The following is a 24,388-nucleotide window of genomic DNA, read 5'->3' as shown; positions in this document are numbered from 1 at the left end:
TTTTTCAGTATTTTCAGTTTGTCCCTGCCGTGTCCGTGACCTGGCCATACATTCTCTGAACCTATGTCTTATGGCATATTGGTTGCGGGAGTGCAGAGCTGGAGCGATTGTCTCTCGTAGACGAACCCGACGCTCTTCGGAACGCGACCACCTTGAACCTCAGGGTTCGAGATGCCGGCCTTGACGGCACAGGCGGGGCATCTATCCCAGCGGGCCTGCCATGAGCGCAGGTCCGCGCCGGGCGCCTCCCCCCATCGTCCTCCCTCATAGGACCAGTCCATGTTGAAATCCCCCGTTTTTTCGCTGACCAAACTTGGCGCGGCGTGCGCGGCCGTGGCCGCTTTGTCGATGGCGCAACCCGTCTTCGCGCAGAACCCGGCGCCGGCGCCCGCCGCGGCGGAATCCGCCGCCAACCGGTCGCCGGAACTGACCCTGCAAGCCACCGCGTCTTCCGAGGTCAAGCAGGACACGGTGCGCATTTCGCTGTCGGCCGAGACCGAAGCGGCCGACCAGCCCACCGCCGGCAAGAAGCTCACGGAGATGCTCGACGACGTGGCCAAGCGCGCGCGTGACACCAAGGGCGTCGACGTGCGCACCGGCAGCTTCAACGTCTGGCCCAATTCCACCAGCAGCAGCAAGGGCAAGACCAGCACCACCTGGCGCGGCCAGGGCGAGATCATTCTCGAATCGAAGGATTTCGCGGCGGCCGCCGCGCTGGCGTCCAAGCTGTCCGACAAGACCGCCATTTCCAACATCAGCTTCTCGCTGTCGCGCGAAGTGCGCGACGCCGAGGAACGCAAGCTGCTCAAGGAAGCCGCGCAGGCCTTCAAGGACCGCGCGCTGGCCGCGGCCAACGCCTTCGGCTTTTCGGGCTACCGCCTGAGCAAGCTGGAACTGGGCGGCGCCGGCGGCGTCACGCCGATGCCGCGCATGATGGGCGCGATGGCCAAGGACGCCTCCGGCGGCGCCGGCTACAGCGCGGACGTCCCCCTGGAAGCGGGAGACGTCACGGTCAGCATCTCGGTCAACGGGACGATCGTTTTGCAGTAAGCACGAACATGATGGCGCCCAGGGCGACCATCGGCAGGGACAGCCACTGTCCCATGCTCAACCCGCCCGCGAGCAGGCCCAGGAAGTTGTCCGGCTCGCGGGTGAATTCCACCAGGAAACGGAACGTTCCGTAGCCCATCAGGAATACCGCGCTCACCTGGCCCAGGGGGCGCGGCTTGCTCGAGAACCACCACATCAGCGCGAACAGCACGATGCCTTCCAGGCCCAGCTCGTACAGTTGGGACGGATGGCGCGGAACGCCGTCGCCGCTGCTCGGGAAGATCATCGCCCACGGCACGTCGGTCGGGCGGCCCCACAGTTCACCATTGATGAAGTTGCCCAGGCGGCCGAAACCCAGCCCCAGCGGGATCAGTGGCGCGATGAAGTCGCTGACGGCGAAGAACGGCAGGCGCTTCTTGCGGGCGAACAGCAGCATCACCAGGATCACGCCGATCAGGCCGCCGTGGAACGACATGCCGCCTTCCCACAGGTAGGCCACTTCCAGCGGATGCGCCAGGTAATAGCTGGGCTTGTAGAACAGCACATAGCCCAGACGCCCGCCCAGCACCACCCCCAGCACACTGTAGAAGATCAGGTCTTCCAGGTCGCGCACGTTCAGGGACGTGGTGTGGCCGCTGGTGATGCGGCGCCGGCCCAGTACGTACACCAGGGCGAAGCCCGCCAGATACATCAGTCCGTACCAATGGATGGCCAAGGGCCCGATCTGCAGGGCAACGGGGTCGAATTTTGGATATTGCAGCATGTTCCGCCCGACACAATGAAGTTGAATGATAATAACCGGCGAGCCCTGCGGTAGACCGACACGCAAGCGCATTGTCCTTGCGCGCCGGCCCACCCCGAGATTCGCCCGTGAGCGAACTGGCCACCCTCCCGGGCGCGGTCGCCATGTCCGCGCCCTGACGGCCGACAGGAGACAACAGACCATGTCGCACAACGAACGTTCCCGCCACATCACGCACGGCGTCGCCCGCGCGCCCAATCGCGCCATGTATTACGCGCTGGGCTACCAGGAAGCCGACTTCGAAAACCCGATGATCGGCGTGGCCAATGGCCATTCGACCATCACGCCATGCAACAGCGGCCTGCAGCGCCTGGCCGATGCCGCCATCGAGGCCATCCGCGGCGCCAAGGCCAATCCGCAGGTGTTCGGCACGCCAACGATTTCCGACGGCATGTCCATGGGCACCGAGGGCATGAAGTACTCGCTGGTGTCGCGCGAAGTCATCGCCGACTGTATCGAGACCGCCGCGCAGGGCCAGTGGATGGACGGCGTGGTGGTCATCGGCGGCTGCGACAAGAACATGCCGGGCGGCATGATCGCGCTGGCGCGCATGAACGTGCCGGGCATCTACGTCTACGGCGGCACCATCAAGCCGGGCCGCTACCAGGGCAAGGACCTGACCATCGTCTCGGTGTTCGAGGCGGTCGGCGAATACACCATGGGCCGCATGGAAGAGGCCGACTTCAAGCAGATCGAGAAATGCGCCATCCCCGGCTCGGGCTCCTGTGGCGGCATGTACACCGCCAACACCATGAGCTCGGCCTTCGAGGCCATGGGCATGAGCCTGCCGTATTCCAGCACCATGGCCAACGAGGACGACGAGAAAGTCGTCTCGGCCGCGGAATCGGCCCGCGTGCTGGTGGATGCCGTCCGCCGCGGCCTGCGCCCGCGCGACATCATCACCCGCGAGTCCATCGAGAACGCCGTCTCCGTCATCATGGCGACGGGCGGCTCGACCAACGCGGTGCTGCATTTCCTGGCCATCGCGCATGCCGCCGAAGTGCCCTGGACCATCGACGACTTCGAGCGCATCCGCCAGCGCGTGCCAGTGCTGTGCGACCTCAAGCCGTCCGGCAAGTACGTGGCCACCGACCTGCATCGCGCTGGCGGCATCCCGCAGGTCATGAAGCTGCTGCTCAACGCCGGGCTGCTGCATGGCGATTGCGTCACCATCACCGGCCAGACCATCGCGCAGTCCCTGGCCGACGTGCCCGATACGCCGCGCGCCGACCAGGACGTCATCATGCCGCTGGATCGCGCCCTCTACCCCCAGGGCCATCTGGCCATCCTCAAGGGCAACCTGTCGCCGGAAGGCTGCGTGGCCAAGATCACCGGCCTGAAGAATCCGGTGATCACCGGGCCGGCGCGCGTCTTCGATTCCGAGGACGATGCCATGGCCGCCATCATGGCGCGCCAGATCCGCGATGGCGACGTGGTGGTGATCCGCTACGAAGGCCCCAAGGGCGGACCCGGCATGCGTGAAATGCTGGCGCCGACCTCGGCATTGGTCGGGCAGGGGCTGGGCGAAACCGTGGGCCTCATCACCGATGGCCGCTTTTCCGGCGGCACCTGGGGCATGGTGGTCGGCCACGTCGCGCCCGAGGCCTTCGTGGGCGGCCCCATCGCGCTGATCCAGGAGGGAGATTCGGTTACCATCGATGCCCACAAGCTGCTGTTGCAGCTCAATATCAGCGACGAAGAGATGGCGGCTCGTCGCCAGGCCTGGGTCCAGCCCAAGCCGCGTTATACACGCGGTGTGCTTGCCAAGTTCGGCAAGCTCGCCAGCACCGCGAGCCGTGGGGCGGTAACCGATGCATTTGATACGTAGTCTGTTGGCGGTCGCCGCCGGCCTGTTGGTTGCCGGCGCGGCCCAGGGGCAAACCACCGGCCTGGATCTGGCCAAGAGCAAAGCCTGCATGGCCTGTCACCAGGTCGACGTCAAGCGCGTCGGACCGCCGCTGGCCAGCGTGGCCGAACGCTATGCCGGGCAGGGCGATGCCATGGTGGACTACCTGGCGGGCAAGATCCGCGGGGGCGGCCGCGGCGCCTGGGGCGCCGTGCCGATGCCGGCGCAGACCCACGTCAGTCCGGAAGACGCCCGCCTGCTGGCCGAATGGATCCTGACGCTGGCGCCAGCCAAGAAGTAGTCGTATCGTCTCTGGAAAGTCTCAAAGGAATCGTCATGGCAGAACAACCCTCCCCGGGCAATGAGGTCGCCGTTCTCGGCGGCGGCTGTTTCTGGTGCGTCGAGGCGGTCTTCACCGACCTGCGCGGCGTCAAGAGCGTGCTGCCCGGCTACAGCGGCGGACACGTCGACAACCCCAGCTACGAACAGGTTTGCGGCAAGGACACCGGCCACATCGAAGTGGCTCGCGTCGAATTCGATCCGGCCGAACTGTCCTACAGCGACCTGCTGCGCGTGTTCTTCGCCACCCACGACCCGACCACCCCGGGCCGCCAGGGCAATGACGTCGGCCCGCAGTACGAGTCGGCCATCTTCTGGCAGAACGACACCCAGCGCGAGCAGGCCGAAGCCGTCATCGCCGAGGTCGAGGCGCAGAAAGTCTACGACGCGCCCATCGTCACCAAGCTGCTGGCGCCCGCGCACTTCTGGCAGGCCGAGGACTATCACCGCGACTACTTCGCGCTGCATCCCGAGCAGGGCTATTGCCAGTTCGTGATCGCGCCCAAGGTCGCCAAGTTCCGCAAGCAGTTCCAGGATCGCCTGAAGAAATAAGGCAGGCGAAAAAAAACCTCGCGCAAGGCGAGGTTTCAAGGCCAGCGCCGGGCACATGGCTACCGGCGCTGGAGGGGGAAGCGGTCAGTCGACGGTCTTCACCACGCCGCGGCGCATCTGGTCCAGTTCGATGGACTCGAACAGCGCCTTGAAATTGCCTTCGCCGAAACCGTCGTTGCCCTTGCGCTGGATGATCTCGAAGAAGATCGGGCCGATCTGGTTCTCGGTGAAGATCTGCAGCAGCAGGCCGCCGTCGGGGGCGCCGTCCAGCAGGATGCGGTTCTTCTGCAGGCGCGGCACGTCTTCGCCATGGTTGGGCAGGCGGCGGTCCAGCAGCTCGTAGTAGGTCTCTGGCGTATCCAGGAACACCACGCCATTGGCGCGCAAGGCCTCGATCGTGCCGTAGATGTCCTCGGTGGCCATGGCGATGTGCTGGATGCCTTCGCCGCGGTACAGGTCCAGGTATTCCTGGATCTGGCCCTTCTCCTCGGTGCCTTCCTCGTTGATGGGAATGCGGATGTTGCCGCACGGCGAGGTCATGGCCTTGGACTTCACGCCCGTCACCTTGCCCTCGATGTCGAAGTAGCGCACCTCGCGGAAGTTGAACAGGCGCTCGTAGAACTCCGACCACTCGGCCATGCGGCCCTTGTGCACGTTGTGCGTCAGGTGGTCCACCAGCGTCAGCCCGGCGCCGCGGTGGTTGAGGTCGGCCTGCGCGTTCTGCGGATCCACCGGCACGAAGTCGACGTCATAGATGCTGATGTCGCCGATGCCGCCGTGGCCTTCCTTGCCAGTCCAGCGGTCGACCAGGTAGATCAGCGAATCGCCGATGCCCTTGATCGCGGGGATGTTCAGTTCCATCGGGCCGCTGTGCGAGTCGAATCCCCAGGCGCCCAGCTCCAGCGCGCGCTTGTACGCGGCGGCGGCATCCTGCACCCGAAAGCCGATCGCACAGATCGACGGGCCATGCAGGCGGGCGAAACGCTGCGCGAAGGAATCGGGTTCGGCGTTGATCAGGAAATTCACGCCGCCCTGGCGGTACAGCGTCACGTCCTTGTGGCGGTGCTTGGCGATTGCCTTGAAGCCCAGCAGTTCGAACACCTTGCGCAGCGCGGCGGGATCCGGCGCGGCATATTCGATGAATTCGAACCCGGCGGTGCCCATCGGGTTGTCCCAGGGTTGGAAAGCGCTGCTCATGAGTCTGCTCCCTTGAGTCGTTGTAGAGGCGACTTGTCGTTCAAGTCTAGGATGAAGATTGTAGGGAGGAAAGGCAGGCAGACAATTGCAAACATGTCGCGAAAGTGGCAAGGTTGAGCAATAATATTGCCCAAGATAAAAAATATGGGGCTGAAAATGTCTGACATAGAGCTGGATAGGACAGATATAAGGATCCTGGCCGAATTGCAACGCGATGGCCGCCTGAGCAACCAGGAGCTGGCCGACCGCGTCTCCCTGTCGCCCAGCCCTTGCCTGCGTCGGGTGCGGCGGCTGGAAGAGAAGGGCTTCATCAAGAAATACGTGGCGCTGATCGACGCCGAGAAAGTCGGGCTGGGCCTGCTGGCCTACGTCAACATCCGCCTGAACAAGCACAGCGGTTCCAGTCATGCGCCCATGAGCGACTTCGCTCGCGATGTCCAGCTCTGGCCCGAGGTGGTCGAGTGCTACGCCATGTCTGGCGACATGGACTACCTGCTGCGCATCCAGGTCGCCGACCTGGCGCATTTCTCCAAGTTCGCGATGGATACCCTGATGCGCCATCCCGCGGTGGTCGACATGCGGTCGTTCTTCGCCCTCCAGCAGATCAAGGAAACGACGGAGCTGCGGCTGTAGCGCAGTGGGATGTGTCCCCCGTGCCTATCGGGCCTTCTATATGGGATGTCTATATATAGAGAGACCGGAGCGCGCCGCGGTGGGCTGGATGCTTCCCGTCCAAGGCGCCCTTATATATATAGGGCGCCATCAGGGATAGGGGAGGGGCTCTCGGCAAGATCCACCGAATCATGGGTGAGGGCGAAAACGAAGCCACCTATATATAGAGTAGGGACGTATCCCCAGCCCGGCGTGCTGTCGGGTACCCCTCAGCGACTTGGCGCCGCGGGCAGGGAGCGCTCCCCAGGAATACGCACTCTATATAGGGCAGACGCCGCAGACCGGATGACTTTCCCATGGCAAATGCGGGGTGCGTCCCCGGAAATCATCATCTTTCTGCAAAACGATTGTCATCCTGGCGTGACAAGCCAAAATTCTGTGCTATAGTCTCGCTCCTTCGCAGTTCAAGCAGTTTTGAGCAGCGGGGTCAGGCAAGTGCAACGGATCTGAACGCTACGGCGAACGGATCTGCCGCAGGGCAGCAAGGCGGCGAGTCAGCAATGATTCTCTCGAACCAGCGGTCAGCGAATTTTGCAAAAGGTGGTGCAAATCAGGCAGAAGCCAGTTGCATAACCTGCAAAAATTGTGCTATAGTCTTGGGCTTGGCTGGTGATGGCAAATCAGGGTTTACCCGGTAGGGTGGTCTGAAAAGCGTTGCAAGCCAACTGGGCGGTAACCAACCTCTGGAGTGATCCAGGGCTGCTGTGAAAGTGAAGTGATTCACCGGCGCGGCGGGGTTGCAAGATAGGATGCAAATTAGGCAAAAGCCGGTTGCATAATCTGCAAAAGTTGTGTTATAGTTTCAGGCTTGGCAGTTACCGAAAACTTAGGGTTAACCCTGATATTTCGATAGCTGCTAAAGAGAAAGCCGGGTGCGAGCCTGGTGAGACCTGAAGGGGTCGTAGGCAAGAAAGCGAAGTGATCAAACGACGCTGACTTGACAAACGATAAAAACTTCTTCATAATCTCGTTTCTCTGCTGCTGACACAGCGATCGACGCGAAAGCGAAATCGCCGAAGAAAGCAGAAGATGCAGTAAGTAGTACAGAATTTAGCAGTACCGCTCTTTAACAATTAAACAACCGATAAGTGTGGGCGCTTGATGCGAGTGCATAGTGACTGGGTTTTAAACCCCGGCCACAAGCACAATGAAATCAAGTGCTCACTAGAAGTGAAGTACCTTAGACGTCAAGTTTAAGAACATACCTCACTTCCTTTGAGTAGCGACGTATGACTCGGTTCTTCGGAACTAAGAAATACGAAACAAATACAGAGATTAAACTGAAGAGTTTGATCCTGGCTCAGATTGAACGCTAGCGGGATGCCTTACACATGCAAGTCGAACGGCAGCACGGACTTCGGTCTGGTGGCGAGTGGCGAACGGGTGAGTAATGTATCGGAACGTGCCCAGTAGCGGGGGATAACTACGCGAAAGCGTAGCTAATACCGCATACGCCCTACGGGGGAAAGCAGGGGATCGCAAGACCTTGCACTATTGGAGCGGCCGATATCGGATTAGCTAGTTGGTGGGGTAACGGCTCACCAAGGCGACGATCCGTAGCTGGTTTGAGAGGACGACCAGCCACACTGGGACTGAGACACGGCCCAGACTCCTACGGGAGGCAGCAGTGGGGAATTTTGGACAATGGGGGAAACCCTGATCCAGCCATCCCGCGTGTGCGATGAAGGCCTTCGGGTTGTAAAGCACTTTTGGCAGGAAAGAAACGTCATGGGTTAATACCCCGTGAAACTGACGGTACCTGCAGAATAAGCACCGGCTAACTACGTGCCAGCAGCCGCGGTAATACGTAGGGTGCAAGCGTTAATCGGAATTACTGGGCGTAAAGCGTGCGCAGGCGGTTCGGAAAGAAAGATGTGAAATCCCAGAGCTTAACTTTGGAACTGCATTTTTAACTACCGAGCTAGAGTGTGTCAGAGGGAGGTGGAATTCCGCGTGTAGCAGTGAAATGCGTAGATATGCGGAGGAACACCGATGGCGAAGGCAGCCTCCTGGGATAACACTGACGCTCATGCACGAAAGCGTGGGGAGCAAACAGGATTAGATACCCTGGTAGTCCACGCCCTAAACGATGTCAACTAGCTGTTGGGGCCTTCGGGCCTTGGTAGCGCAGCTAACGCGTGAAGTTGACCGCCTGGGGAGTACGGTCGCAAGATTAAAACTCAAAGGAATTGACGGGGACCCGCACAAGCGGTGGATGATGTGGATTAATTCGATGCAACGCGAAAAACCTTACCTACCCTTGACATGTCTGGAATGCCGAAGAGATTTGGTAGTGCTCGCAAGAGAACCGGAACACAGGTGCTGCATGGCTGTCGTCAGCTCGTGTCGTGAGATGTTGGGTTAAGTCCCGCAACGAGCGCAACCCTTGTCATTAGTTGCTACGAAAGGGCACTCTAATGAGACTGCCGGTGACAAACCGGAGGAAGGTGGGGATGACGTCAAGTCCTCATGGCCCTTATGGGTAGGGCTTCACACGTCATACAATGGTCGGGACAGAGGGTCGCCAACCCGCGAGGGGGAGCCAATCCCAGAAACCCGATCGTAGTCCGGATCGCAGTCTGCAACTCGACTGCGTGAAGTCGGAATCGCTAGTAATCGCGGATCAGCATGTCGCGGTGAATACGTTCCCGGGTCTTGTACACACCGCCCGTCACACCATGGGAGTGGGTTTTACCAGAAGTAGTTAGCCTAACCGCAAGGGGGGCGATTACCACGGTAGGATTCATGACTGGGGTGAAGTCGTAACAAGGTAGCCGTATCGGAAGGTGCGGCTGGATCACCTCCTTTCAGAGCTTAGTGCTCGTGTTAAGCGTCCACTCTTATCGGTTGTTTGATATATAGCTGGGATCGGTTGTGGGCTTGGGTAGAGGGATTCCTCCCTATGTCCATGACTCCTGACTACTGATCCGAGAAGGTTTTGGGTCTGTAGCTCAGTCGGTTAGAGCACCGTCTTGATAAGGCGGGGGTCGTTGGTTCGAATCCAACCAGACCCACCAAGTATTCGCAGGTAGTTGATACCGTGAATATGGGGGTGTAGCTCAGCTGGGAGAGCGCCTGCTTTGCAAGCAGGATGTCATCGGTTCGATCCCGTTCACCTCCACCACTACCTGGTGCGGTCGTAGAGGCTAACTCATAACACTGCGAGCAGTGCTATGAGTTAGGTTTTACCTAACAGCTATATTCGTTCTTTAACAATCTGGAAGAAGCACAACGAAATGTACTTATCAAGTACTCGGCGCAAGCTGATGAAGATAAGTACGGGTTGTGATTGCATTAATTTTGTTCCAAGTTCTCAAGACTGGGGTGAATAACCTCAGACTGCTTTGAAACTTATGAACGGCACAAACGCTAATACTCAGGTCCTATAGCCTACAGCGTTATAGGATCAAGCGACTAAGTGCATATGGTGGATGCCTTGGCGATCACAGGCGATGAAGGACGTAGTAGCCTGCGAAAAGCTGCGGGGAGCTGGCAAACAAGCTTTGATCCGCAGATATCCGAATGGGGAAACCCACTCCGTAAGGAGTATCCCTGACTGAATACATAGGTCAGTGGAAGCGAACCGGGTGAACTGAAACATCTCAGTAGCTCGAGGAAAAGAAATCAACCGAGATTCCGAAAGTAGTGGCGAGCGAAATCGGAAGAGCCTTTACGTTTTAGCACGCAAGATAGTCGAACGGAATGGAAAGTCCGGCCGTAGCAGGTGATAGCCCTGTAGACGAAATTTTGTGTGTGGAACTAAGCGTAAGAAAAGTAGGGCGGGACACGTGAAATCCTGTTTGAAGATGGGGGGACCATCCTCCAAGGCTAAATACTCGTGATCGACCGATAGTGAACCAGTACCGTGAGGGAAAGGCGAAAAGAACCCCGGAAGGGGAGTGAAATAGATCCTGAAACCGTATGCATACAAACAGTAGGAGCCTCCTTGTGGGGTGACTGCGTACCTTTTGTATAATGGGTCAGCGACTTACATTCAGTGGCAAGGTTAACCGAATAGGGAAGCCGTAGCGAAAGCGAGTCCGAATAGGGCGATTCAGTCGCTGGGTGTAGACCCGAAACCAGATGATCTATCCATGGCCAGGTTGAAGGCACGGTAACACGTGCTGGAGGACCGAACCCACTAATGTTGAAAAATTAGGGGATGAGCTGTGGATAGGGGTGAAAGGCTAAACAAATCTGGAAATAGCTGGTTCTCTCCGAAAACTATTTAGGTAGTGCCTCAAGTATTACTGCGGGGGGTAGAGCACTGTTATAGCTAGGGGGTCATGGCGACTTACCAAACTATGGCAAACTCCGAATACCCGCAAGTACAGCTTGGGAGACAGAGCACCGGGTGCTAACGTCCGGACTCAAGAGGGAAACAACCCAGACCGCCAGCTAAGGTCCCGAATTATCGCTAAGTGGGAAACGAAGTGGGAAGGCATAGACAGTCAGGAGGTTGGCTTAGAAGCAGCCATCCTTTAAAGAAAGCGTAATAGCTCACTGATCGAGTCGTCCTGCGCGGAAGATGTAACGGGGCTAAGCGATAAACCGAAGCTGCGGGTGTGCACTTTTAGTGCACGCGGTAGGAGAGCGTTCTGTAAGCCTGCGAAGGTGGCTTGTAAAGGCTGCTGGAGGTATCAGAAGTGCGAATGCTGACATGAGTAGCGATAAAGGGGGTGAAAAGCCCCCTCGCCGTAAGTCCAAGGTTTCCTGCGCAACGTTCATCGGCGCAGGGTGAGTCGGCCCCTAAGGCGAGGCAGAGATGCGTAGCTGATGGGAAGCTGGTTAATATTCCAGCACCGTCGTACAGTGCGATGGGGGGACGGATCGCGGAAGATCATCAGGGTGTTGGATGTCCCTGTTGACGTATCGAAGATGGCGCTTAGGCAAATCCGGGCGCGTAAATCAAGGGTACGGCACGAGCGAGCATTGCTTGCGAAGTGATTGGAAGTGGTTCCAAGAAAAGCCTCTAAGCTTCAGCTGTACGAGACCGTACCGCAAACCGACACAGGTGGACGGGATGAATATTCCAAGGCGCTTGAGAGAACTCAGGAGAAGGAACTCGGCAAATTGATACCGTAACTTCGGGAGAAGGTATACCCCGGTAGTGTGAAGCGCCTGCGCGCTTAGCATGATGGGGTCGCAGAGAATCGGTGGCTGCGACTGTTTATTAAAAACACAGCACTCTGCAAAGACGAAAGTCGACGTATAGGGTGTGACGCCTGCCCGGTGCCGGAAGGTTAAGTGATGGGGTGCAAGCTCTTGATCGAAGCCCCGGTAAACGGCGGCCGTAACTATAACGGTCCTAAGGTAGCGAAATTCCTTGTCGGGTAAGTTCCGACCTGCACGAATGGCGTAACGATGGCCACACTGTCTCCTCCTGAGACTCAGCGAAGTTGAAGTGTTTGTGATGATGCAATCTACCCGCGGCTAGACGGAAAGACCCCATGAACCTTTACTGTAGCTTTGCATTGGACTGTGAACCGGCCTGTGTAGGATAGGTGGGAGGCTTTGAAGCGTGGTCGCTAGATCACGTGGAGCCATCCTTGAAATACCACCCTGGTTTGTTTGCGGTTCTAACCTTGGTCCGTTATCCGGATCGGGGACAGTGCATGGTGGGCAGTTTGACTGGGGCGGTCTCCTCCCAAAGTGTAACGGAGGAGTTCGAAGGTACGCTAGGTACGGTCGGAAATCGTGCTGATAGTGCAATGGCATAAGCGTGCTTGACTGTGAGACTGACAAGTCGAACAGGTGCGAAAGCAGGACATAGTGATCCGGTGGTTCTGAATGGAAGGGCCATCGCTCAACGGATAAAAGGTACTCTGGGGATAACAGGCTGATACCGCCCAAGAGTTCATATCGACGGCGGTGTTTGGCACCTCGATGTCGGCTCATCTCATCCTGGGGCTGTAGCCGGTCCCAAGGGTATGGCTGTTCGCCATTTAAAGAGGTACGTGAGCTGGGTTTAAAACGTCGTGAGACAGTTTGGTCCCTATCTGCCGTGGGCGTTGGATACTTGACGGAGCCTGCTCCTAGTACGAGAGGACCGGAGTGGACGTACCTCTGGTGTACCGGTTGTCATGCCAATGGCATTGCCGGGTAGCTAAGTACGGAAGAGATAACCGCTGAAGGCATCTAAGCGGGAAACTCGTCTGAAGATTAGGTATCCCGGGGACTTGATCCCCCTAAAGAGTCGTTCGAGACCAGGACGTTGATAGGTCGGGTGTGGAAGCGCAGTAATGCGTTAAGCTAACCGATACTAATTGCTCGTGAGGCTTGATCCTATAACACTGATGGTTATGACCTGGTGGTATAGCGTTCCAAGTGTCGTTCAATACAAAATCTGGCTGCCCCGTCAGCAGCCAGCCAACACCAATTACACCCACTGTGCGGGATCATCGAGCTAGTCTCTGATCCCCCACACGTTGCGCTTCTTCCAAGATTGGAGCGGTTGTCCCCCAAAGACAATCTCTCAACCAGTTACGCCTGACGACCATAGCAAGGTGGTACCACTCCTTCCCATCCCGAACAGGACAGTGAAACGCCTTTGCGCCGATGATAGTGGACGGACGTCTGTGAAAGTAGGTCATCGTCAGGCTTTTATTCCGCAAAACCCCATAGGCTCTCGCCTGTGGGGTTTTGTCTTTGTGAAAAGCCCGCTTATGTGCGCGACACGATTATTGAGCCAGGCTCTGATCGTCGCGAACGAAGCTGGCCATGCAGTACCCAGGATTGGAGCGCTCGCCATCGCGGCGGGATGCTCGGCAGGTCAAGCCTGATACCCATAGCAAGGTGGTACCACTCCTTCCCATCCCGAACAGGACAGTGAAACGCCTTCGCGCCGATGATAGTGGACGGACGTCTGTGAAAGTAGGTCAGTATCAGGCAGTTATTCCAAAAGAAAACCCCGCAGGCTAGCGCCTGCGGGGTTTTTGCTTTCTGGCCGCGGGCGGCTTCTGCTCACATCAACGGGCCTGGCGCTGCGCCGCATCCGGTAGCTGGCGCCGCAGGGCGGTGAAGAACAATTCCGACTGCAGGCGTTCGCTCTGGATCTGCTCCGCGACCTTGGCGGCGATTTGCGGATCCGCCGGCGCCATGGGCCGGCCAGTGGATTGCGCCAGCACCTGGGCGGTACAGGCGCGCTCGAGGAAGAACAGGTCATCGTAGGCATAGTCCAGGCGCTCGCCGCAGACCACCACGCCGTGATTACCGAGGAATGCGATATCGGCGCCTTGCATGGCGTGGGCGATGCGTTCGCCTTCGCTGGCATCCAGGGCCAGGCCGTTATATTCGCGATCGACGGCGATGCGGCCGTGGAAGCGCATGGCATTCTGGGACAGCGTGGTGTCCAGCGTCCGATCGACCGTCAGCGTCAGGGCCGTGGCGTACGGCATGTGGGTGTGCAGCACACAGGCCTTGCCGGCGATGCGGTGGATCGCGGCGTGGATGAACATGGCGGTGGGCTCGACTTCGTGGCGTCCCGCGAGCTTCCGCCCCTGGGCGTCGACCAGCACGATATCGTCGGCCTGGACCTCGTTCCACATCAGGCCGCGAGGATTCAGCAGGAAATGGTCGGTGTCGCCGGGCAGCGCCACGCTGAAGTGGTTGCAGACGCCTTCGCCGAGTCCGTGCGCGGCGGCCGCGCGCAGGGCCAGCGCCAGGTCGGCGCGCAGGGCAGCGACGCGCTCGGCATGAAAGAGCGCATCGGCGAAGTGGGGATCTTTGTTCATGGGCAACCCGAAGTCAGAGTCGAAAGTGATGGGAGGGTGGAGGAATGCCGAAGTCCTGATGCCCATCGCAGTGCCTTGTGGGCGCGCGGGCCGGGATCTTGTCGGGCGGGGCCGGCAACGGTGTTCGCCGCCGGCCCGCGGATTCAGATCCAGCCGGCCTGTTGGAACAGGCTGGGGACTTTGTCCAGACTCGATACAGTAGCGTCGGGGCGATAGTCCGGCAAGGGTTGGCGGCCGGTGCCGCGGTCGATCCAGATGCAGCGAAAGCCAATATCGCGCGCGGCGGCATGGTCCAGGTGCGGACTGGCGCAGATGTGCACGACCTCATCGGGCGTGACGCCAAGGCTGTCGTGGGCATGGGCGAAGATGCGCCGCGACGGCTTGTAGGCGCCGGCCTGCTCGGCCGTGATGACGCGGTCGATGTGGCCGCCCAGCTGCGCCACGTTGCCGGCGATGATGGCGTCATCGGTGTTGGAGATGATGCACAGGCGGAATCCGGCGCGTTTCAGTGTGGCCAGGGTGTCGACCACCTCGGGAAATGGCGGCATGGCCGAGATGCTGCCCGTCAGCAGCTCGGCGTCCTGCGGCCGATAGGCCAAGCCGAGATCGCCCATGGTGAGCCGTAGCGATTCGCGGGTGACGTCGACGAAGCGCATATGGGGCGGCGTGCGTTCCAGGCGGTGTTCGTGTTCGTCGTAGACGTGCAGGAATTGCGCCGGCGTGGGCGTGTGCTGGCGTGCTTCGCCCGCGGCCAGGATTCGAGCGGCCGCGGCCTGCAGGCCTTCATCCCATTGGATCAGGGTGCCGTAGCAGTCGAACGTGAGCCATTGCGGGCGGGGGAGATGGTCCAGGGGCATGGGAATTCCTTTGTGGCGCCGTTGGAGATGGGACCAGCTTAGGGTTCGGTCAAGTGAGTTGTAAAATTAATAATTGGACTCTCATCAGTGGAATAATAAATATCTTTGGGGCGTGGCTCCTGATCCGTGCGCGAGTGCACACCACGAGTGCACACCACGAGAACACACCAAGAGAACACACCCGAGGACACATCCGAGGACACACCATGCTTGATCTTGAATTGTTGAGGACCCTCGTCTGCGTGGTCGATGAAGGCAGTTTCACGCGGGCCGCGGGGCGGGTGCATCGGACGCAATCGACCGTGAGCCAGCAGGTGCGCAAGCTGGAGCAGACCGTGGGCAAGACCTTGCTGCTGCGCGACCGGGCCGGCAACCAGGTGCAGGCCACCGAGGATGGCGAGTTGATGCTGGCCTATGCGCGCAAGCTGCTGGCGATGGCGGACGAGGCCGAGCTGGTGCTGTCGGCGCCACGGCGGATGCAGGCGATCCGGTTGGGCATTCCGGAGGACTTCGATGTGTCGCGGCTGGCGGCGCTGCTGGCTGGTTTTGCCGCCAGCCATCCGGAGATCCGTCTTGAAACCGGCAGCGGCATGAGCACCGACCTGAAGGCGGGGCTGGCCGCGGGGGAGCTGGATCTGGCGTTGATCAAGCGTGAGCCGGGTGATGGCCCGTGCCTGGCGTCCTGGCCCGAGCGCCTGGTCTGGGTGGGGGACAAGGCCCTGCTGCGGGGTGATGAGGCACCCGTGCCGCTGGTGCTGTTTCCGCAGGGCTGCATCTATCGCAAGCGCATGATCTACGCGCTGGAAAGCGCCGGCCGGCCTTGGCGCGCCGCGTATCACAGCCAGAGCCTGGCGGGCGTGCAGGCGGCGGTGGCGGCGGGACTGGGGATCTCGTTGCTGCCGGCGTTCGCCTGCCTGCCGGAGCACGGGATACTTGGCGCGGCGCAAGGGCTGGCGCCGGCGCCGCATACCGAACTGGCGATCGTGGGCGAGGCGCGGGCCGCGGCGGGTGGCGCGGTGGCGAATCTGATCGAGGTGTTGAAGCGGGCCGTGGGCGATGACGGCGCGGTGCCGCGCCGCCGGTTGGCGTCAGCTTAGGTCGCCGTCGACGTAGTACCAGCGTCCGCCTTCGCGCACGAAACGGCTGACTTCGTGCATCCGGCTGGCGCGTCCGGCCAGGCGGCTGCGCGCGACGAATTCGACGGTGGCGTGATCGGCATCCTGGTCGCGGGCCTGCTTGACCGTCAGGCCCAGCCATTTCAGGCCCGGCGGGTTCGGTTCAAGCGAGGCCGGCCGGGTGCCGGGATGCCAGGTGTCGAGCAGGTAGGCGAGCCGGTCCAGCACGAAGGCGCTGTAGCGCGAGCGCATCAGGTCTTGCGCGGTGGGGGCCTGCAAGGCCTGCGGGCCCTGGTGCCAGCGGCCGCAACAGGCGGCGTAGGGCTTGGCCGTGCCGCAGGGACAGGCAATCGGGTCTGGCGTGGTCACGGTGAATCAGGCGAGCAGGTCGTTGTATTCGGGATGGCGGCGCATGTAGACGTCGGCGTAGGAGCACTGCGGCCGTACCTTCCAGCCCTGCGCGCGGGCCGAGTCCAGCGCGACGCGGGTGAGTTCGGCGGCGATGCCGCGGCCGCCGACCTGGCTGGGCACGCCGGTATGGGTGATGGTCATCACGCCGTCGCGCAGATGGTAGTCGAGCACGCACAGTACGCCGTCGACGGTGGCGGTGTAGCGTGAGTGCTCGGTATCGTGGATGACGGAAACCATGGGGCCTTCCTGCGTGGGAGTGGGGAGCCTGCGTGGCAGGGTGTCGATATAGGATACCAGCGGCGGCAGGCGGCCCGGGTCAGCGTTGCAGGATCTTCAGCAGCGCCGTCAGTTGCGCATCGCGCGTTTCGACCAGGTCGGCGATGCTGCGCGTGCCGGCCTCGGCGTTGACGCCGTCGATCAGGCGGCGTTGCAGTTCGGGCGTGACCTCGGGCGAGCCCAGGTCGTCCCACCAGGTCTGCACCGGTCCCAGCAGGTGGTCCATGAAGTTGGCCAGGCCGCCGGCGCCGCCGCCGAGGTTGAAGGTCATGTGCGGGCCGAACAGGGCCCAGCGCAGGCCGGGGCCTTGCGACACGGCGGCGTCGATGTCGGCCACGCTGGCGACGTTGTCGGCGGCCAGGTGGATCGCTTCGCGCCACAGGGCGGCCTGCAGGCGGTTGGCGATGTGACCCGGCACTTCCTTGTTCAGGCGGATCGGGTGCTTGCCCAGCTGGCGATAGAAGGTGATGCAGCGCTCGATGGTGGCGTCGGAGGTCTGCTTGCCACCCACCACCTCCACCAGCGGAATCAGGTGCGGCGGATTGAACGGGTGGCCGATGACGAAGCGCTCCGCGTGCTGGCAACGCGCCTGCAGCCGGCTCATGATGAGTCCGGACGAACTGGAGGCGACGATTGCATGGGGCGCGAGCAGCGCGTCCATGCGGGCGAACAGCTCGGTCTTGAAGTCTTCGCGCTCGGGCGCGTTTTCCTGCACGAAGTCGACGCCTTGCAGCGCGGTGGCCAGGTCGGGCTCGAAACGCAGGGTATCGGGCGTCGCGCCGGCGGCGACGCGGCCCAGTTCGGCCAGCACCGGCCAGGCGGCGGCGACGCGCGCGCGTGTCAGCGGCTCGGCGTCGGCGGCGGGATCGCAGACCACGACGTCGAGTCCGTGCGCCAGGAACAACGCGGCCCAGCTGGCGCCGATGGTGCCGGCGCCGACGATGGCGACGCGGCGGATGGCGGGGTGGGGGGACGAATCGGTCATGCGGCGCTCCGGAGGATGTCGATGGGAAGGCCCATTGTGAAGCAAAGCGGGCAGGGTTGCCACGCGCGGGGCCGGCGGGCAAGATAGCGCAGCCCCGGCGCCATCGTGGCGGCTGCGTGGCGTGTTTTTCCGCGGCGCGGCCCGGCGTGGGCCGGCCGCGCGCATCTTCACTGCTGACTGGAGCGTTTCATGGAGTCGTCGCGATCCGGCGAAGGGCGAGCGGTGCCGTACTTCTGCCAATGGGAATCGGCGCATCGGGCGGGCGAGATCATCCGGCAGGAACTGCGCCTCGAGGATGACCCGGCGTGGCGCGCGTCGGGCGCGCGCGACGTCGAGGAATATGCGCGCTGGGCCAGCCATGTCTGCGGCATGGCCTGCCTGAAGATGGTGCTGGCCGCCGAGACCGGGCAGGTCCATCCGACGCTGGAGCTGGCGCGTCGCAGCCTGCCATACGGCGCCTACACGGAGAACGCCGAGGGGCACATCAAGGGAATGATCTACGCGCCGTTCGTGCGCTTCGTGGCCGAGCAATTCGGGCTGCGGGCGCAAGTGCGGGTGGATCTGCGCGCGGACGAGTTGCCGGCGCTGATGGGCAGCGCGGCCTATTTCATGGCGTCTGTGCATCCGTGGATCCGCTGGCCGGAGCGCGAGCCGCCGGCCAGGGGCGGGCACCTGGTGCTGGTGACGCGGGCCACGCCGGCGCATGTGACCTTCCACAATCCTTCCGGCGAACCCGGCGCGCAGGCCGATGCCTGTGTGCCCATGGCGGCGTTCGAGCGCGCGTTCGCCGGGCGGGGCGTCGCGATCCTGCGCGCGGCCTGAGGGGCCCGGCGCGTCAGGCGTTGCGGGCGCGGCGCAGATAGCGCCACACCAGCACCGCGGCGCCGAGATAGCCCGCCGTGATGATGGCGTAGGCGGCGGGCAGGCTGGCGTGCCAGTCCGGCAGCAGGTGCAGGATGGTGCCCATGATCGCGACGCCGACCAGCGCGCCCGATTGGCGGTTGGCGTTCAGCGCGGCGGCCGCGCTGTTGGCGTGGTGCTTGCCCGAGACCTGCATCACCACGCTGGTCATGGCGGGCACCGCGATGCCGACGCCCAGGTTCGCCAGCGCCACGATCACCGCGAACGGCCAGTAGCGCATGTCGGGCGCGAAGGCGAACAGGCCGACCGCGCTCATGGCGGTGGCCAGGGAGATGCCGCCCAGCAACGCGGCCGAGACGTTCCAGCGCGCCGACACGCGGCTCGACAGCAGGTTGCCGATCGAGAACACGGCCAGCATCGGCACCAGCTGGATGCCGGTCTGCAGGGCGTCGGCGCCACGCGCGTGCTGCAGGAACAGGCTCAGCAGGAATAGCTGGCCATAGGCCGCGAGGTTGATCAGGAAACCGACGCCGTTGGCCGCCGCGAACTGCGGGGTCTGGAACAGCGTGCGCGGCAGGATGGGCTCGGCATGGCGCCGCTCGCGGCGCACCAGCGCCAGCGTGGCCGCCGCGCACAGGGCGACCGCGCCCAGGATGGGCGCCGACGACCAGCCGTAGGCGTTGCCCTGGATCAGCGCGAAACACAGCGCGGACAGCGCCACCACGCCGAGCACGTGGCTCAACGGGTTGAGCGCGCGCGGACGGCGCGGTGCGGCCTGGATGCGACGCCGCGCCAGCCACAGGCCGGCCAGGCCCAGCGGCAGGTTGATGAGGAAGATGCCGCGCCAGCCGAACTGGTGGATCAGCACGCCGCCCAGCAGCGGGCCGGCGGCGCCGGCCACCGCCACGATGGCCGACCAGGCGGCCAGCATGCGGTTGCGCACCTGCTCGTCTTCGTAGGCATGGGTCAGCAGGCTGAGCGAGCTCGGCATGAACAGCGCCGCGCCCAATCCCTGCAGCATGCGGGCGGCGATCAGCAGGTCGCCGCCGGGCGCGATGCCGCAAAGCAGCGAGGCCAGCGTGAAGACGCCCAGCCCGGCCAGGTAGATGGTCTTGGCGCCGTAGCGGTCGGCCAGGGCGCCGGCCACCAGCAGCAGGGCGGCGAAGGTCAGCGTGTAGCCGTCGACGATCCAGACCAGGTCGGTGAGCGGCACGGTGAATTGCTGCGCGATGCTGGGCAGGGCGACGTTGACGACGGTGACGTCCAGCATCGCCATGACGAAGCCGATGGCCAGGGTGACCAGGGGCAGCAGGCCGGTGGCGGCGGGACGCGGGACGGGATCCGCCGGGACGGGCGGGAGAGGGGCGGTGGAGCAGGCGGTGCGCATGGGGGGGGACTTCCGGGGACTATCCGAGGCGCACAGCTTAGGGCGTTTCTGTGATGCAAAAAATAGGAGAATCTGCTCTATAGTGATGCAAAATTGCATCACGCAATCGCTCTATGCTCTGATCGTTTCTTGAAGGCATCCGTCACCATGGATTGGGACAACGCGCGCATTTTCCTGGCGATCTACCGCAACGGCACCCTGCGTGGCGCCGCGGCGCTGTTGCAGATCGACCAGGCCACGGCCGGCCGCCGGCTGGCGGCGCTGGAAACCTCGCTGGACGCTCGCCTGTTCCTGCGCACGCCGTCGGGCTATGTGCCGACGGCCGCGGGCGAGCAGGCCTTCGCCGCGGCCGAGCGCATGGAGCAGGCCGCCGACCAGCTGCAGCGCCAGATGCAGGGGCTGGACCACCGGCTGTCGGGCGTGGTGCGGGTGGCGACGTCGGAGACGGTGGCGAGCCACTTCATCATGGAGGCGGTGCGCCGCCTGCACCTGCAGCATCCCGATATCCGCATCGCGCTGTCGACCTCGATCCAGCTCAGCAATCTGACTCGGCGCGAAGCCGACCTGGCGATCCGCAACGTCAAGCCGGACAACCCCGACCTGATCACGCGCCACCTGACGCGCAGGGAGGTTGGCCTGTTCGCGTCGAAGTCCTACATCGCGGCGCGAGGTGAGCCGCGGCCGGGGACCGCGTTTGCCGGCCATACGCTGGTGACCTATCAACAGTCGGTACTGCCGGGCTGGTCGGACAGCTTTTGCGGTGAACCGACGGGCAATGGCCACATTGCGATGGAATTGAATTCGGGGCTGATGATCATCGAGGCGGTCGCGGCGGGGCTGGGCATCGGTGAACTGTCGGTCCACATCGCCGAACGCTGTCCGGACCTGGTGCGCATCTGGCCCCACCGCAGCGAACCGTATGACCTGTGGCTGGTGATGCACGGCGACCTGAACCGCACGGCGCGGGTGCGCGCGGTGGCCGACGCCATCGTCGAGGTGTTCGAAGCGGGCTGAGGCGCGGGCCTCGTGGCAAACCGCGGCTTGTGGCCGCGGGCCGGCGGCGCTAAGGTTGACCGTCCGGCGGCGTCAGGCTGGCCGGTCGTGTTCCATGACCTGAACGAGGAGTCCCGCGTGTCCGATCTTTGGCGTTTGTCCGCAGTTGAACTTGCCGCCCGTATCCGCCGGCGCGACGTATCCGCGGTCGAGGCCGCGCAAAGCGCGCTGGCGCGTCTGGAGGCGGTGAATCCCCGCATCAACGCCGTGGTCGACCATCGCGCCGAAGACGCGCTGGCGCAGGCCGCGCAGGTCGACGCGGCGCTGGCGCGCGGCGAGGATCCCGGCGCGCTGGCGGGCGTGCCGGTGACGGTCAAGGTGAACGTGGACCAGGCGGGCTTCGCCACCACCAACGGCGTGACGCTGCAGAAGGACGTGATCGCCACCGTCGACAATCCGGTGGTGGCCAACCTGCGCAAGGCCGGCGCGGTGATCGTCGGACGCACCAACACGCCGGCGTTTTCGTTGCGCTGGTTCACCGGCAACCTGCTGCACGGCGATACGTTGAACCCGCGCAATCCGGCCCTGACGCCGGGCGGGTCTTCCGGCGGCGCGGCGTCGGCGGTGGCGGCCGGCATCGGCCATCTGGCGCACGGCACCGATATCGCGGGCTCCATCCGCTATCCCGCCTATGCCTGCGGCGTGCACGGACTGCGGCCGTCGCTGGGCCGTGTGCCGGCCTACAACGCGGCTTTGCCCGAGCGCACCATCGGCGGCCAGATCACGGCGGTGTCGGGGCCGTTGGGCCGCAGCATCGCCGACCTGCGGCTGGGCCTGGCGGCGATGGCCGCGCCCGATCCGCGCGATCCGTGGTGGGTGCCCGCGCCATTGGAAGGCCCGGACGTGCCGCGTCGCGCGGCGCTGTGCCTGAACCCGGACGGAATGGAAACCGAGCCCGCGGTGGTCAAGGCCTTGCAGGATGCCGCCCGGCGCCTGAGCGAGGCCGGCTGGTCGGTGGATACGGTGGATACCCTGCCGCCGTTGCGCGAAGCCGCCGACCTGCAGATTCGCATGTGGATGGCCGATGGCTACGAGGGCATGGTCGAGGCCGCGCGCAAAGAGGGCGACCGCGGCGCGCTGGCGGCGCTGGAAGGCCAGCGCGAGCATGTCGCTGGCATGGACCTGGCGAAATTCTCGGCGGTGCTGACGCGCCGAGCCACGCTGACGCGCCTGTGGGAACTGTTCCTGGCGGACTATCCGGTGCTGCTGTTGCCGGTGTCGGCGGAACTGCCGTTCGAGGACAACCTGGACCTGCGGGGCGAGGCCGACTACCGCCGCGTGTGGCGCGCGCAGATGACCCAGATCGGGCTGCCCTTCATGGGCCTGCCGGGACTGACGGTGGCGATGGGCAGCGCGGGCGGCAGCCCCGTTGGCGTGCAGGTCGTGGCTGGGCGCTATCGTGAAGACCTGTGCCTGGCGGCCGGCGAGGTGATCGAAGCGGCCGGGCCCGCGGTCGAGATCGCGGAGCCGGTCGCGCGTTAGGCGCGGCGCGGTCCGGTTCTTGGCCGCCATTCGGATCGCAACAGCCCCATCATGCCGGTATCCCAGCGCGCCTCGCCGGCGCGGGTGGAGGAGCGGCGCACGCCTTCGAGCGTGAAGCCCAGCGCCTGGTAGGTGCGGATCGCGGGCGTATTGAACATGTAGACGTTCAGCTCCAGGCGCTCGATGCCGGGCGTGCGGAAGGCCTCGTCGATCATCAGCGCCACCATCGGCCGCGCCAGGCCCTGGCCGCGCGCGTCGGGGGCGATGGCGACACGGCCCAGGCGGGCGTTGCCGTCGCGCCAGTCGTAGGCCAGTTGGGCGTGGCCCACCGGCGTGTCGTCGTTGCAGGCCATCCAGCAGCGCCGCGAGGGCGGTTGCGACTGGCCTTCGCGCAGCATGGCGTCCATGTCGGCCGCGGTCAGCGGATACGACACATGCGAGCCGCCCCATTGCACGACCTCCGGCAGGCTGGTGAACCAGCTGGCGAGCAGGGGGTAATCCGAGGTCGAGAAGGGGCGCAGGGTCAGCATGGAAAGGGGGCCGTGGCGGTGGACGGCCCCCAGCTTAACCGGCGCGGGCGCGGGGCTTCAAGACGCGGTTCAGCGGAAGCTGAAACGCACCTTCAGGACGCCGAGATCGCCGTAGGCGAGTTCGACGTCGCGGTTGGCGGGCACATCCAGGTAGCCGGCGTACGAACCGGTGATGACGTGCTGGCCGGCGGTCAGGCCCTGGCCCTGCTCGCGCAGGAAATTGGCAAGCCAATACAGCCCGGCCTTGGCGTGGCCGTTGGGATGGATGCCGGCGTGCTGCTCGACCTCGGCGCCGTCGACCGACAGCGTGATGGCCATGCTGGCGGGGGCGGCGTCCGGCGAAGCGATGCGAGGCCCCAGCACCAGGCCGGCATTGAACATGTGGTCGGCCAGCAGCTCGGGCAGGCTGGCGTGCTCGGGCGCGGCGTAGCGGCAACCCAGCACTTCCAGCGCCAGCCGCGCGCCGGCGATGGCGGCGTCGATCTCGGCGTGGCTGTACGGTTCGTCGCGCGCGGGCAGGTCGTGCGCCAGCTCGAAGGCGATCTCGGGCTCGACGCGGACCAGGGGCGCGGGCGTCTCCAGCGTGCCGGCCAGCGCCACGGTCGAGGCGTAGATCGGCGCGACCACGGTCTTTTCGGGCGACGGCAGCGCACTCTTCCAGGCGCCGATGCCGTCGCGGCGGGTCTCGCGCAACAGCCGGGCGGTGCATTGCTGGACGGCGAACGCCTGGCCCAGCGTCTGCGGGCGGCAGGCCGCGGGCAGGCGCGGACCGGCCACGCCCGAATCACGGGCCGCGATCAGCGTGCGGGCCGCGTCGACGCAGCCGGGATAGTCTTCGATCTGGATCTGCATGCGCGTCAGGCTCCCAGGAACAGCAGGGTCCACAGCACGATCATGGCGATCAGGCCCAGCCAGCAGGAGCCCCAGAAACCGACGATCGGCCATTTCAGGGCCAGCGGCGTCTTCTTGGGATCGACGTGGCCCAGCAGGTCATTGGCGTTGCCGATGAGCCAGAAACGGGTGCCGGGGAACATCAGGCGGAAGAAATAATCCAGCATGATGGCGGCCTTGATCGCCAGCGGATACTGTTCGAAGGGGCGGTGCTGCAGATAGGGGTGCTTGAGCGTGGCGTTGATCTGCTTGCTCTTGACGAAGAACAGCACCAGGCCGCTCAGCGAGCAGGTGATGAAGCACAGCACGAAGAGGCTGAAGGCCATGGCCATGGCGGGTGAATGCATGG

Annotated in this window: 20 protein-coding genes, 2 tRNA genes, 4 rRNA genes and 1 other RNA gene; 16 read left to right on the top strand and 11 right to left on the bottom strand. The window is 63.3% G+C overall.

Going from position 1 to position 24,388, the window contains the following annotated elements:
• Positions 1 to 18 precede the first annotated feature (18 nt).
• Positions 19 to 203, top strand: a non-coding RNA gene (gene ssrS / locus AC1HFW_RS16705) — 6S RNA.
• Between the two features lie 76 nt (positions 204 to 279).
• Complete coding sequence (locus AC1HFW_RS16700; protein WP_006392932.1) at positions 280 to 1,050, top strand: SIMPL domain-containing protein; 771 nt, start codon at positions 280 to 282, stop codon at positions 1,048 to 1,050.
• Here AC1HFW_RS16700 and lgt read toward each other — a convergent pair.
• Positions 1,025 to 1,813 carry a prolipoprotein diacylglyceryl transferase gene (gene lgt, locus AC1HFW_RS16695; RefSeq protein WP_006392933.1) on the bottom strand — a complete coding sequence of 263 codons (789 nt, stop codon included), beginning with the start codon at positions 1,811 to 1,813 and terminating at the stop codon, positions 1,025 to 1,027. The genes AC1HFW_RS16700 and lgt overlap by 26 nt on opposite strands.
• Positions 1,814 to 1,994: 181 nt before the next feature.
• Here lgt and ilvD point away from each other — a divergent pair, with 181 nt between their 5' ends.
• Genes ilvD through msrA form a run of 3 tightly spaced genes read left to right on the top strand, consistent with a single transcriptional unit; the run spans position 1,995 to position 4,589 of the window.
• Entirely contained in the window at positions 1,995 to 3,680 is a 1,686-nt protein-coding gene (gene ilvD / locus AC1HFW_RS16690; RefSeq protein WP_061072433.1) for a dihydroxy-acid dehydratase, read from the top strand.
• Positions 3,664 to 3,999, top strand: a complete 336-nt coding sequence (locus tag AC1HFW_RS16685) for a c-type cytochrome (RefSeq protein ID WP_035361233.1) — start codon at positions 3,664 to 3,666, stop codon at positions 3,997 to 3,999. Before ilvD ends, AC1HFW_RS16685 begins: the two co-directional genes overlap by 17 nt.
• A 35-nt stretch (positions 4,000 to 4,034) precedes the next feature.
• Positions 4,035 to 4,589 carry a peptide-methionine (S)-S-oxide reductase MsrA gene (gene msrA / locus AC1HFW_RS16680; RefSeq protein ID WP_006392936.1) on the top strand — a complete coding sequence of 185 codons (555 nt, stop codon included), beginning with the start codon at positions 4,035 to 4,037 and terminating at the stop codon, positions 4,587 to 4,589.
• An 84-nt stretch (positions 4,590 to 4,673) separates the two neighbouring features.
• Here the strand turns inward: msrA and hppD are convergent, their stop codons facing one another.
• Positions 4,674 to 5,786: a 4-hydroxyphenylpyruvate dioxygenase gene (gene hppD / locus AC1HFW_RS16675; RefSeq protein WP_006392937.1), complete on the bottom strand. Its 1,113-nt coding sequence runs from the start codon at positions 5,784 to 5,786 to the stop codon at positions 4,674 to 4,676.
• 156 nt (positions 5,787 to 5,942) lie between these two features.
• Between hppD and AC1HFW_RS16670 the strand changes: the two genes are divergently transcribed.
• The 7 genes from AC1HFW_RS16670 (at position 5,943) to rrf (AC1HFW_RS16640) (ending at position 13,348) form a co-directional block, all read left to right on the top strand.
• On the top strand, positions 5,943 to 6,419 hold the full coding sequence (locus tag AC1HFW_RS16670) for an Lrp/AsnC family transcriptional regulator (RefSeq protein WP_006392938.1): 477 nt from the start codon (positions 5,943 to 5,945) through the stop codon (positions 6,417 to 6,419).
• A gap of 1,316 nt (positions 6,420 to 7,735) precedes the next feature.
• Positions 7,736 to 9,266, top strand: a 16S ribosomal RNA gene (locus tag AC1HFW_RS16665).
• Between the two features lie 132 nt (positions 9,267 to 9,398).
• Positions 9,399 to 9,475 (top strand) — tRNA-Ile (locus AC1HFW_RS16660).
• A gap of 31 nt (positions 9,476 to 9,506) precedes the next feature.
• Positions 9,507 to 9,582: transfer RNA gene (locus tag AC1HFW_RS16655), tRNA-Ala, on the top strand.
• Between the two features lie 280 nt (positions 9,583 to 9,862).
• A 23S ribosomal RNA gene (locus AC1HFW_RS16650) occupies positions 9,863 to 12,745 on the top strand.
• 201 nt (positions 12,746 to 12,946) lie between these two features.
• Positions 12,947 to 13,059 (top strand): 5S ribosomal RNA (gene rrf, locus AC1HFW_RS16645).
• A gap of 176 nt (positions 13,060 to 13,235) precedes the next feature.
• Positions 13,236 to 13,348: ribosomal RNA gene (gene rrf / locus AC1HFW_RS16640) — 5S ribosomal RNA — on the top strand.
• The 16S, 23S and 5S rRNA genes sit together here with 2 tRNA genes alongside, the layout of an rRNA operon.
• Before the next feature lie 78 nt (positions 13,349 to 13,426).
• On the opposite strand, the gene AC1HFW_RS16635 is transcribed toward rrf (AC1HFW_RS16640), so the two are convergent.
• Entirely contained in the window at positions 13,427 to 14,191 is a 765-nt protein-coding gene (locus AC1HFW_RS16635; RefSeq protein ID WP_479284491.1) for an aldolase, read from the bottom strand.
• A gap of 143 nt (positions 14,192 to 14,334) precedes the next feature.
• Entirely contained in the window at positions 14,335 to 15,048 is a 714-nt protein-coding gene (locus AC1HFW_RS16630) for a haloacid dehalogenase type II (RefSeq protein WP_479284489.1), read from the bottom strand.
• A gap of 206 nt (positions 15,049 to 15,254) precedes the next feature.
• On the opposite strand from AC1HFW_RS16630, the gene AC1HFW_RS16625 reads away from it, so the two are divergent.
• Positions 15,255 to 16,145, top strand: coding sequence for a LysR substrate-binding domain-containing protein (locus tag AC1HFW_RS16625; RefSeq protein ID WP_479284487.1), 891 nt, complete (start codon positions 15,255 to 15,257; stop codon positions 16,143 to 16,145).
• Here the strand turns inward: AC1HFW_RS16625 and AC1HFW_RS16620 are convergent.
• The 3 genes from AC1HFW_RS16620 to AC1HFW_RS16610 all read right to left on the bottom strand — a co-directional run bounded on the left by AC1HFW_RS16620 (position 16,137) and on the right by AC1HFW_RS16610 (position 17,835).
• Positions 16,137 to 16,532: a YchJ family protein gene (locus AC1HFW_RS16620; RefSeq protein WP_006390627.1), complete on the bottom strand. Its 396-nt coding sequence runs from the start codon at positions 16,530 to 16,532 to the stop codon at positions 16,137 to 16,139. The two genes, AC1HFW_RS16625 and AC1HFW_RS16620, sit on opposite strands and share 9 nt — an antisense overlap.
• A 6-nt stretch (positions 16,533 to 16,538) precedes the next feature.
• Positions 16,539 to 16,811 carry a GNAT family N-acetyltransferase gene (locus AC1HFW_RS16615; RefSeq protein WP_006390626.1) on the bottom strand — a complete coding sequence of 91 codons (273 nt, stop codon included), beginning with the start codon at positions 16,809 to 16,811 and terminating at the stop codon, positions 16,539 to 16,541.
• Positions 16,812 to 16,890: 79 nt separating this feature from the next.
• Positions 16,891 to 17,835, bottom strand: a complete 945-nt coding sequence (locus AC1HFW_RS16610; RefSeq protein ID WP_479284486.1) for a 3-hydroxyacyl-CoA dehydrogenase NAD-binding domain-containing protein — start codon at positions 17,833 to 17,835, stop codon at positions 16,891 to 16,893.
• A 189-nt stretch (positions 17,836 to 18,024) separates the two neighbouring features.
• Between AC1HFW_RS16610 and AC1HFW_RS16605 the strand changes: the two genes are divergently transcribed.
• Positions 18,025 to 18,657 (top strand): cysteine peptidase family C39 domain-containing protein, encoded by a 633-nt coding sequence (locus tag AC1HFW_RS16605; RefSeq protein ID WP_479284484.1) that lies wholly within the window; start codon positions 18,025 to 18,027, stop codon positions 18,655 to 18,657.
• A gap of 13 nt (positions 18,658 to 18,670) precedes the next feature.
• Here AC1HFW_RS16605 and AC1HFW_RS16600 read toward each other — a convergent pair whose 3' ends face one another.
• A complete protein-coding gene (locus AC1HFW_RS16600; RefSeq protein ID WP_479284482.1) occupies positions 18,671 to 20,083 on the bottom strand; it encodes an MFS transporter in 1,413 nt (470 codons plus the stop codon).
• Positions 20,084 to 20,230: 147 nt separating this feature from the next.
• Here AC1HFW_RS16600 and AC1HFW_RS16595 point away from each other — a divergent pair, with 147 nt between their 5' ends.
• Together AC1HFW_RS16595 and AC1HFW_RS16590 are read left to right on the top strand one after the other, a co-directional pair.
• The gene (locus AC1HFW_RS16595; protein WP_061073715.1) at positions 20,231 to 21,097 is read left to right on the top strand and encodes a LysR family transcriptional regulator; all 867 of its coding nucleotides are present in this window, start codon (positions 20,231 to 20,233) and stop codon (positions 21,095 to 21,097) included.
• A gap of 117 nt (positions 21,098 to 21,214) precedes the next feature.
• Positions 21,215 to 22,618, top strand: coding sequence for an amidase family protein (locus AC1HFW_RS16590; RefSeq protein WP_479284480.1), 1,404 nt, complete (start codon positions 21,215 to 21,217; stop codon positions 22,616 to 22,618).
• Here AC1HFW_RS16590 and AC1HFW_RS16585 read toward each other — a convergent pair.
• The 3 genes from AC1HFW_RS16585 to AC1HFW_RS16575 all read right to left on the bottom strand — a co-directional run bounded on the left by AC1HFW_RS16585 (position 22,615) and on the right by AC1HFW_RS16575 (position 24,386).
• Positions 22,615 to 23,148: a GNAT family N-acetyltransferase gene (locus AC1HFW_RS16585; protein ID WP_479284477.1), complete on the bottom strand. Its 534-nt coding sequence runs from the start codon at positions 23,146 to 23,148 to the stop codon at positions 22,615 to 22,617. The genes AC1HFW_RS16590 and AC1HFW_RS16585 overlap by 4 nt on opposite strands.
• A 69-nt stretch (positions 23,149 to 23,217) precedes the next feature.
• Complete coding sequence (locus AC1HFW_RS16580; protein WP_479284473.1) at positions 23,218 to 24,000, bottom strand: 2-keto-4-pentenoate hydratase; 783 nt, start codon at positions 23,998 to 24,000, stop codon at positions 23,218 to 23,220.
• Between the two features lie 5 nt (positions 24,001 to 24,005).
• A complete protein-coding gene (locus AC1HFW_RS16575) occupies positions 24,006 to 24,386 on the bottom strand; it encodes a hypothetical protein (RefSeq protein ID WP_192579548.1) in 381 nt (126 codons plus the stop codon).
• Positions 24,387 to 24,388 lie beyond the last annotated feature (2 nt).

It is taken from the genome of Achromobacter sp. ISS7 (genome assembly GCF_056523125.1).
Note: the sequence above shows the minus strand (reverse complement) of the source record. Positions and strands in the feature narration are given on the sequence as shown.

Bases quoted from the DNA above. Each gene is read 5' to 3' on its own strand.
- AC1HFW_RS16685 (WP_035361233.1), top strand. From the start codon at position 3,664: ATGCATTTGATACGTAGTCTGTTGGCGGTCGCCGCCGGCCTGTTGGTT.
- AC1HFW_RS16615 (WP_006390626.1), bottom strand. From the start codon at position 16,811: ATGGTTTCCGTCATCCACGATACCGAGCACTCACGCTACACCGCCACC.
- AC1HFW_RS16635 (WP_479284491.1), bottom strand. From the start codon at position 14,191: ATGAACAAAGATCCCCACTTCGCCGATGCGCTCTTTCATGCCGAGCGC.
- AC1HFW_RS16700 (WP_006392932.1), top strand. From the start codon at position 280: ATGTTGAAATCCCCCGTTTTTTCGCTGACCAAACTTGGCGCGGCGTGC.
- AC1HFW_RS16670 (WP_006392938.1), top strand. From the start codon at position 5,943: ATGTCTGACATAGAGCTGGATAGGACAGATATAAGGATCCTGGCCGAA.
- AC1HFW_RS16585 (WP_479284477.1), bottom strand. From the start codon at position 23,148: ATGCTGACCCTGCGCCCCTTCTCGACCTCGGATTACCCCCTGCTCGCC.
- AC1HFW_RS16600 (WP_479284482.1), bottom strand. From the start codon at position 20,083: ATGCGCACCGCCTGCTCCACCGCCCCTCTCCCGCCCGTCCCGGCGGAT.
- AC1HFW_RS16605 (WP_479284484.1), top strand. From the start codon at position 18,025: ATGGAGTCGTCGCGATCCGGCGAAGGGCGAGCGGTGCCGTACTTCTGC.
- AC1HFW_RS16575 (WP_192579548.1), bottom strand. From the start codon at position 24,386: ATGCATTCACCCGCCATGGCCATGGCCTTCAGCCTCTTCGTGCTGTGC.
- AC1HFW_RS16625 (WP_479284487.1), top strand. From the start codon at position 15,255: ATGCTTGATCTTGAATTGTTGAGGACCCTCGTCTGCGTGGTCGATGAA.
- AC1HFW_RS16580 (WP_479284473.1), bottom strand. From the start codon at position 24,000: ATGCAGATCCAGATCGAAGACTATCCCGGCTGCGTCGACGCGGCCCGC.
- lgt (WP_006392933.1), bottom strand. From the start codon at position 1,813: ATGCTGCAATATCCAAAATTCGACCCCGTTGCCCTGCAGATCGGGCCC.
- hppD (WP_006392937.1), bottom strand. From the start codon at position 5,786: ATGAGCAGCGCTTTCCAACCCTGGGACAACCCGATGGGCACCGCCGGG.
- AC1HFW_RS16610 (WP_479284486.1), bottom strand. From the start codon at position 17,835: ATGACCGATTCGTCCCCCCACCCCGCCATCCGCCGCGTCGCCATCGTC.
- ilvD (WP_061072433.1), top strand. From the start codon at position 1,995: ATGTCGCACAACGAACGTTCCCGCCACATCACGCACGGCGTCGCCCGC.
- msrA (WP_006392936.1), top strand. From the start codon at position 4,035: ATGGCAGAACAACCCTCCCCGGGCAATGAGGTCGCCGTTCTCGGCGGC.
- AC1HFW_RS16630 (WP_479284489.1), bottom strand. From the start codon at position 15,048: ATGCCCCTGGACCATCTCCCCCGCCCGCAATGGCTCACGTTCGACTGC.
- AC1HFW_RS16595 (WP_061073715.1), top strand. From the start codon at position 20,231: ATGGATTGGGACAACGCGCGCATTTTCCTGGCGATCTACCGCAACGGC.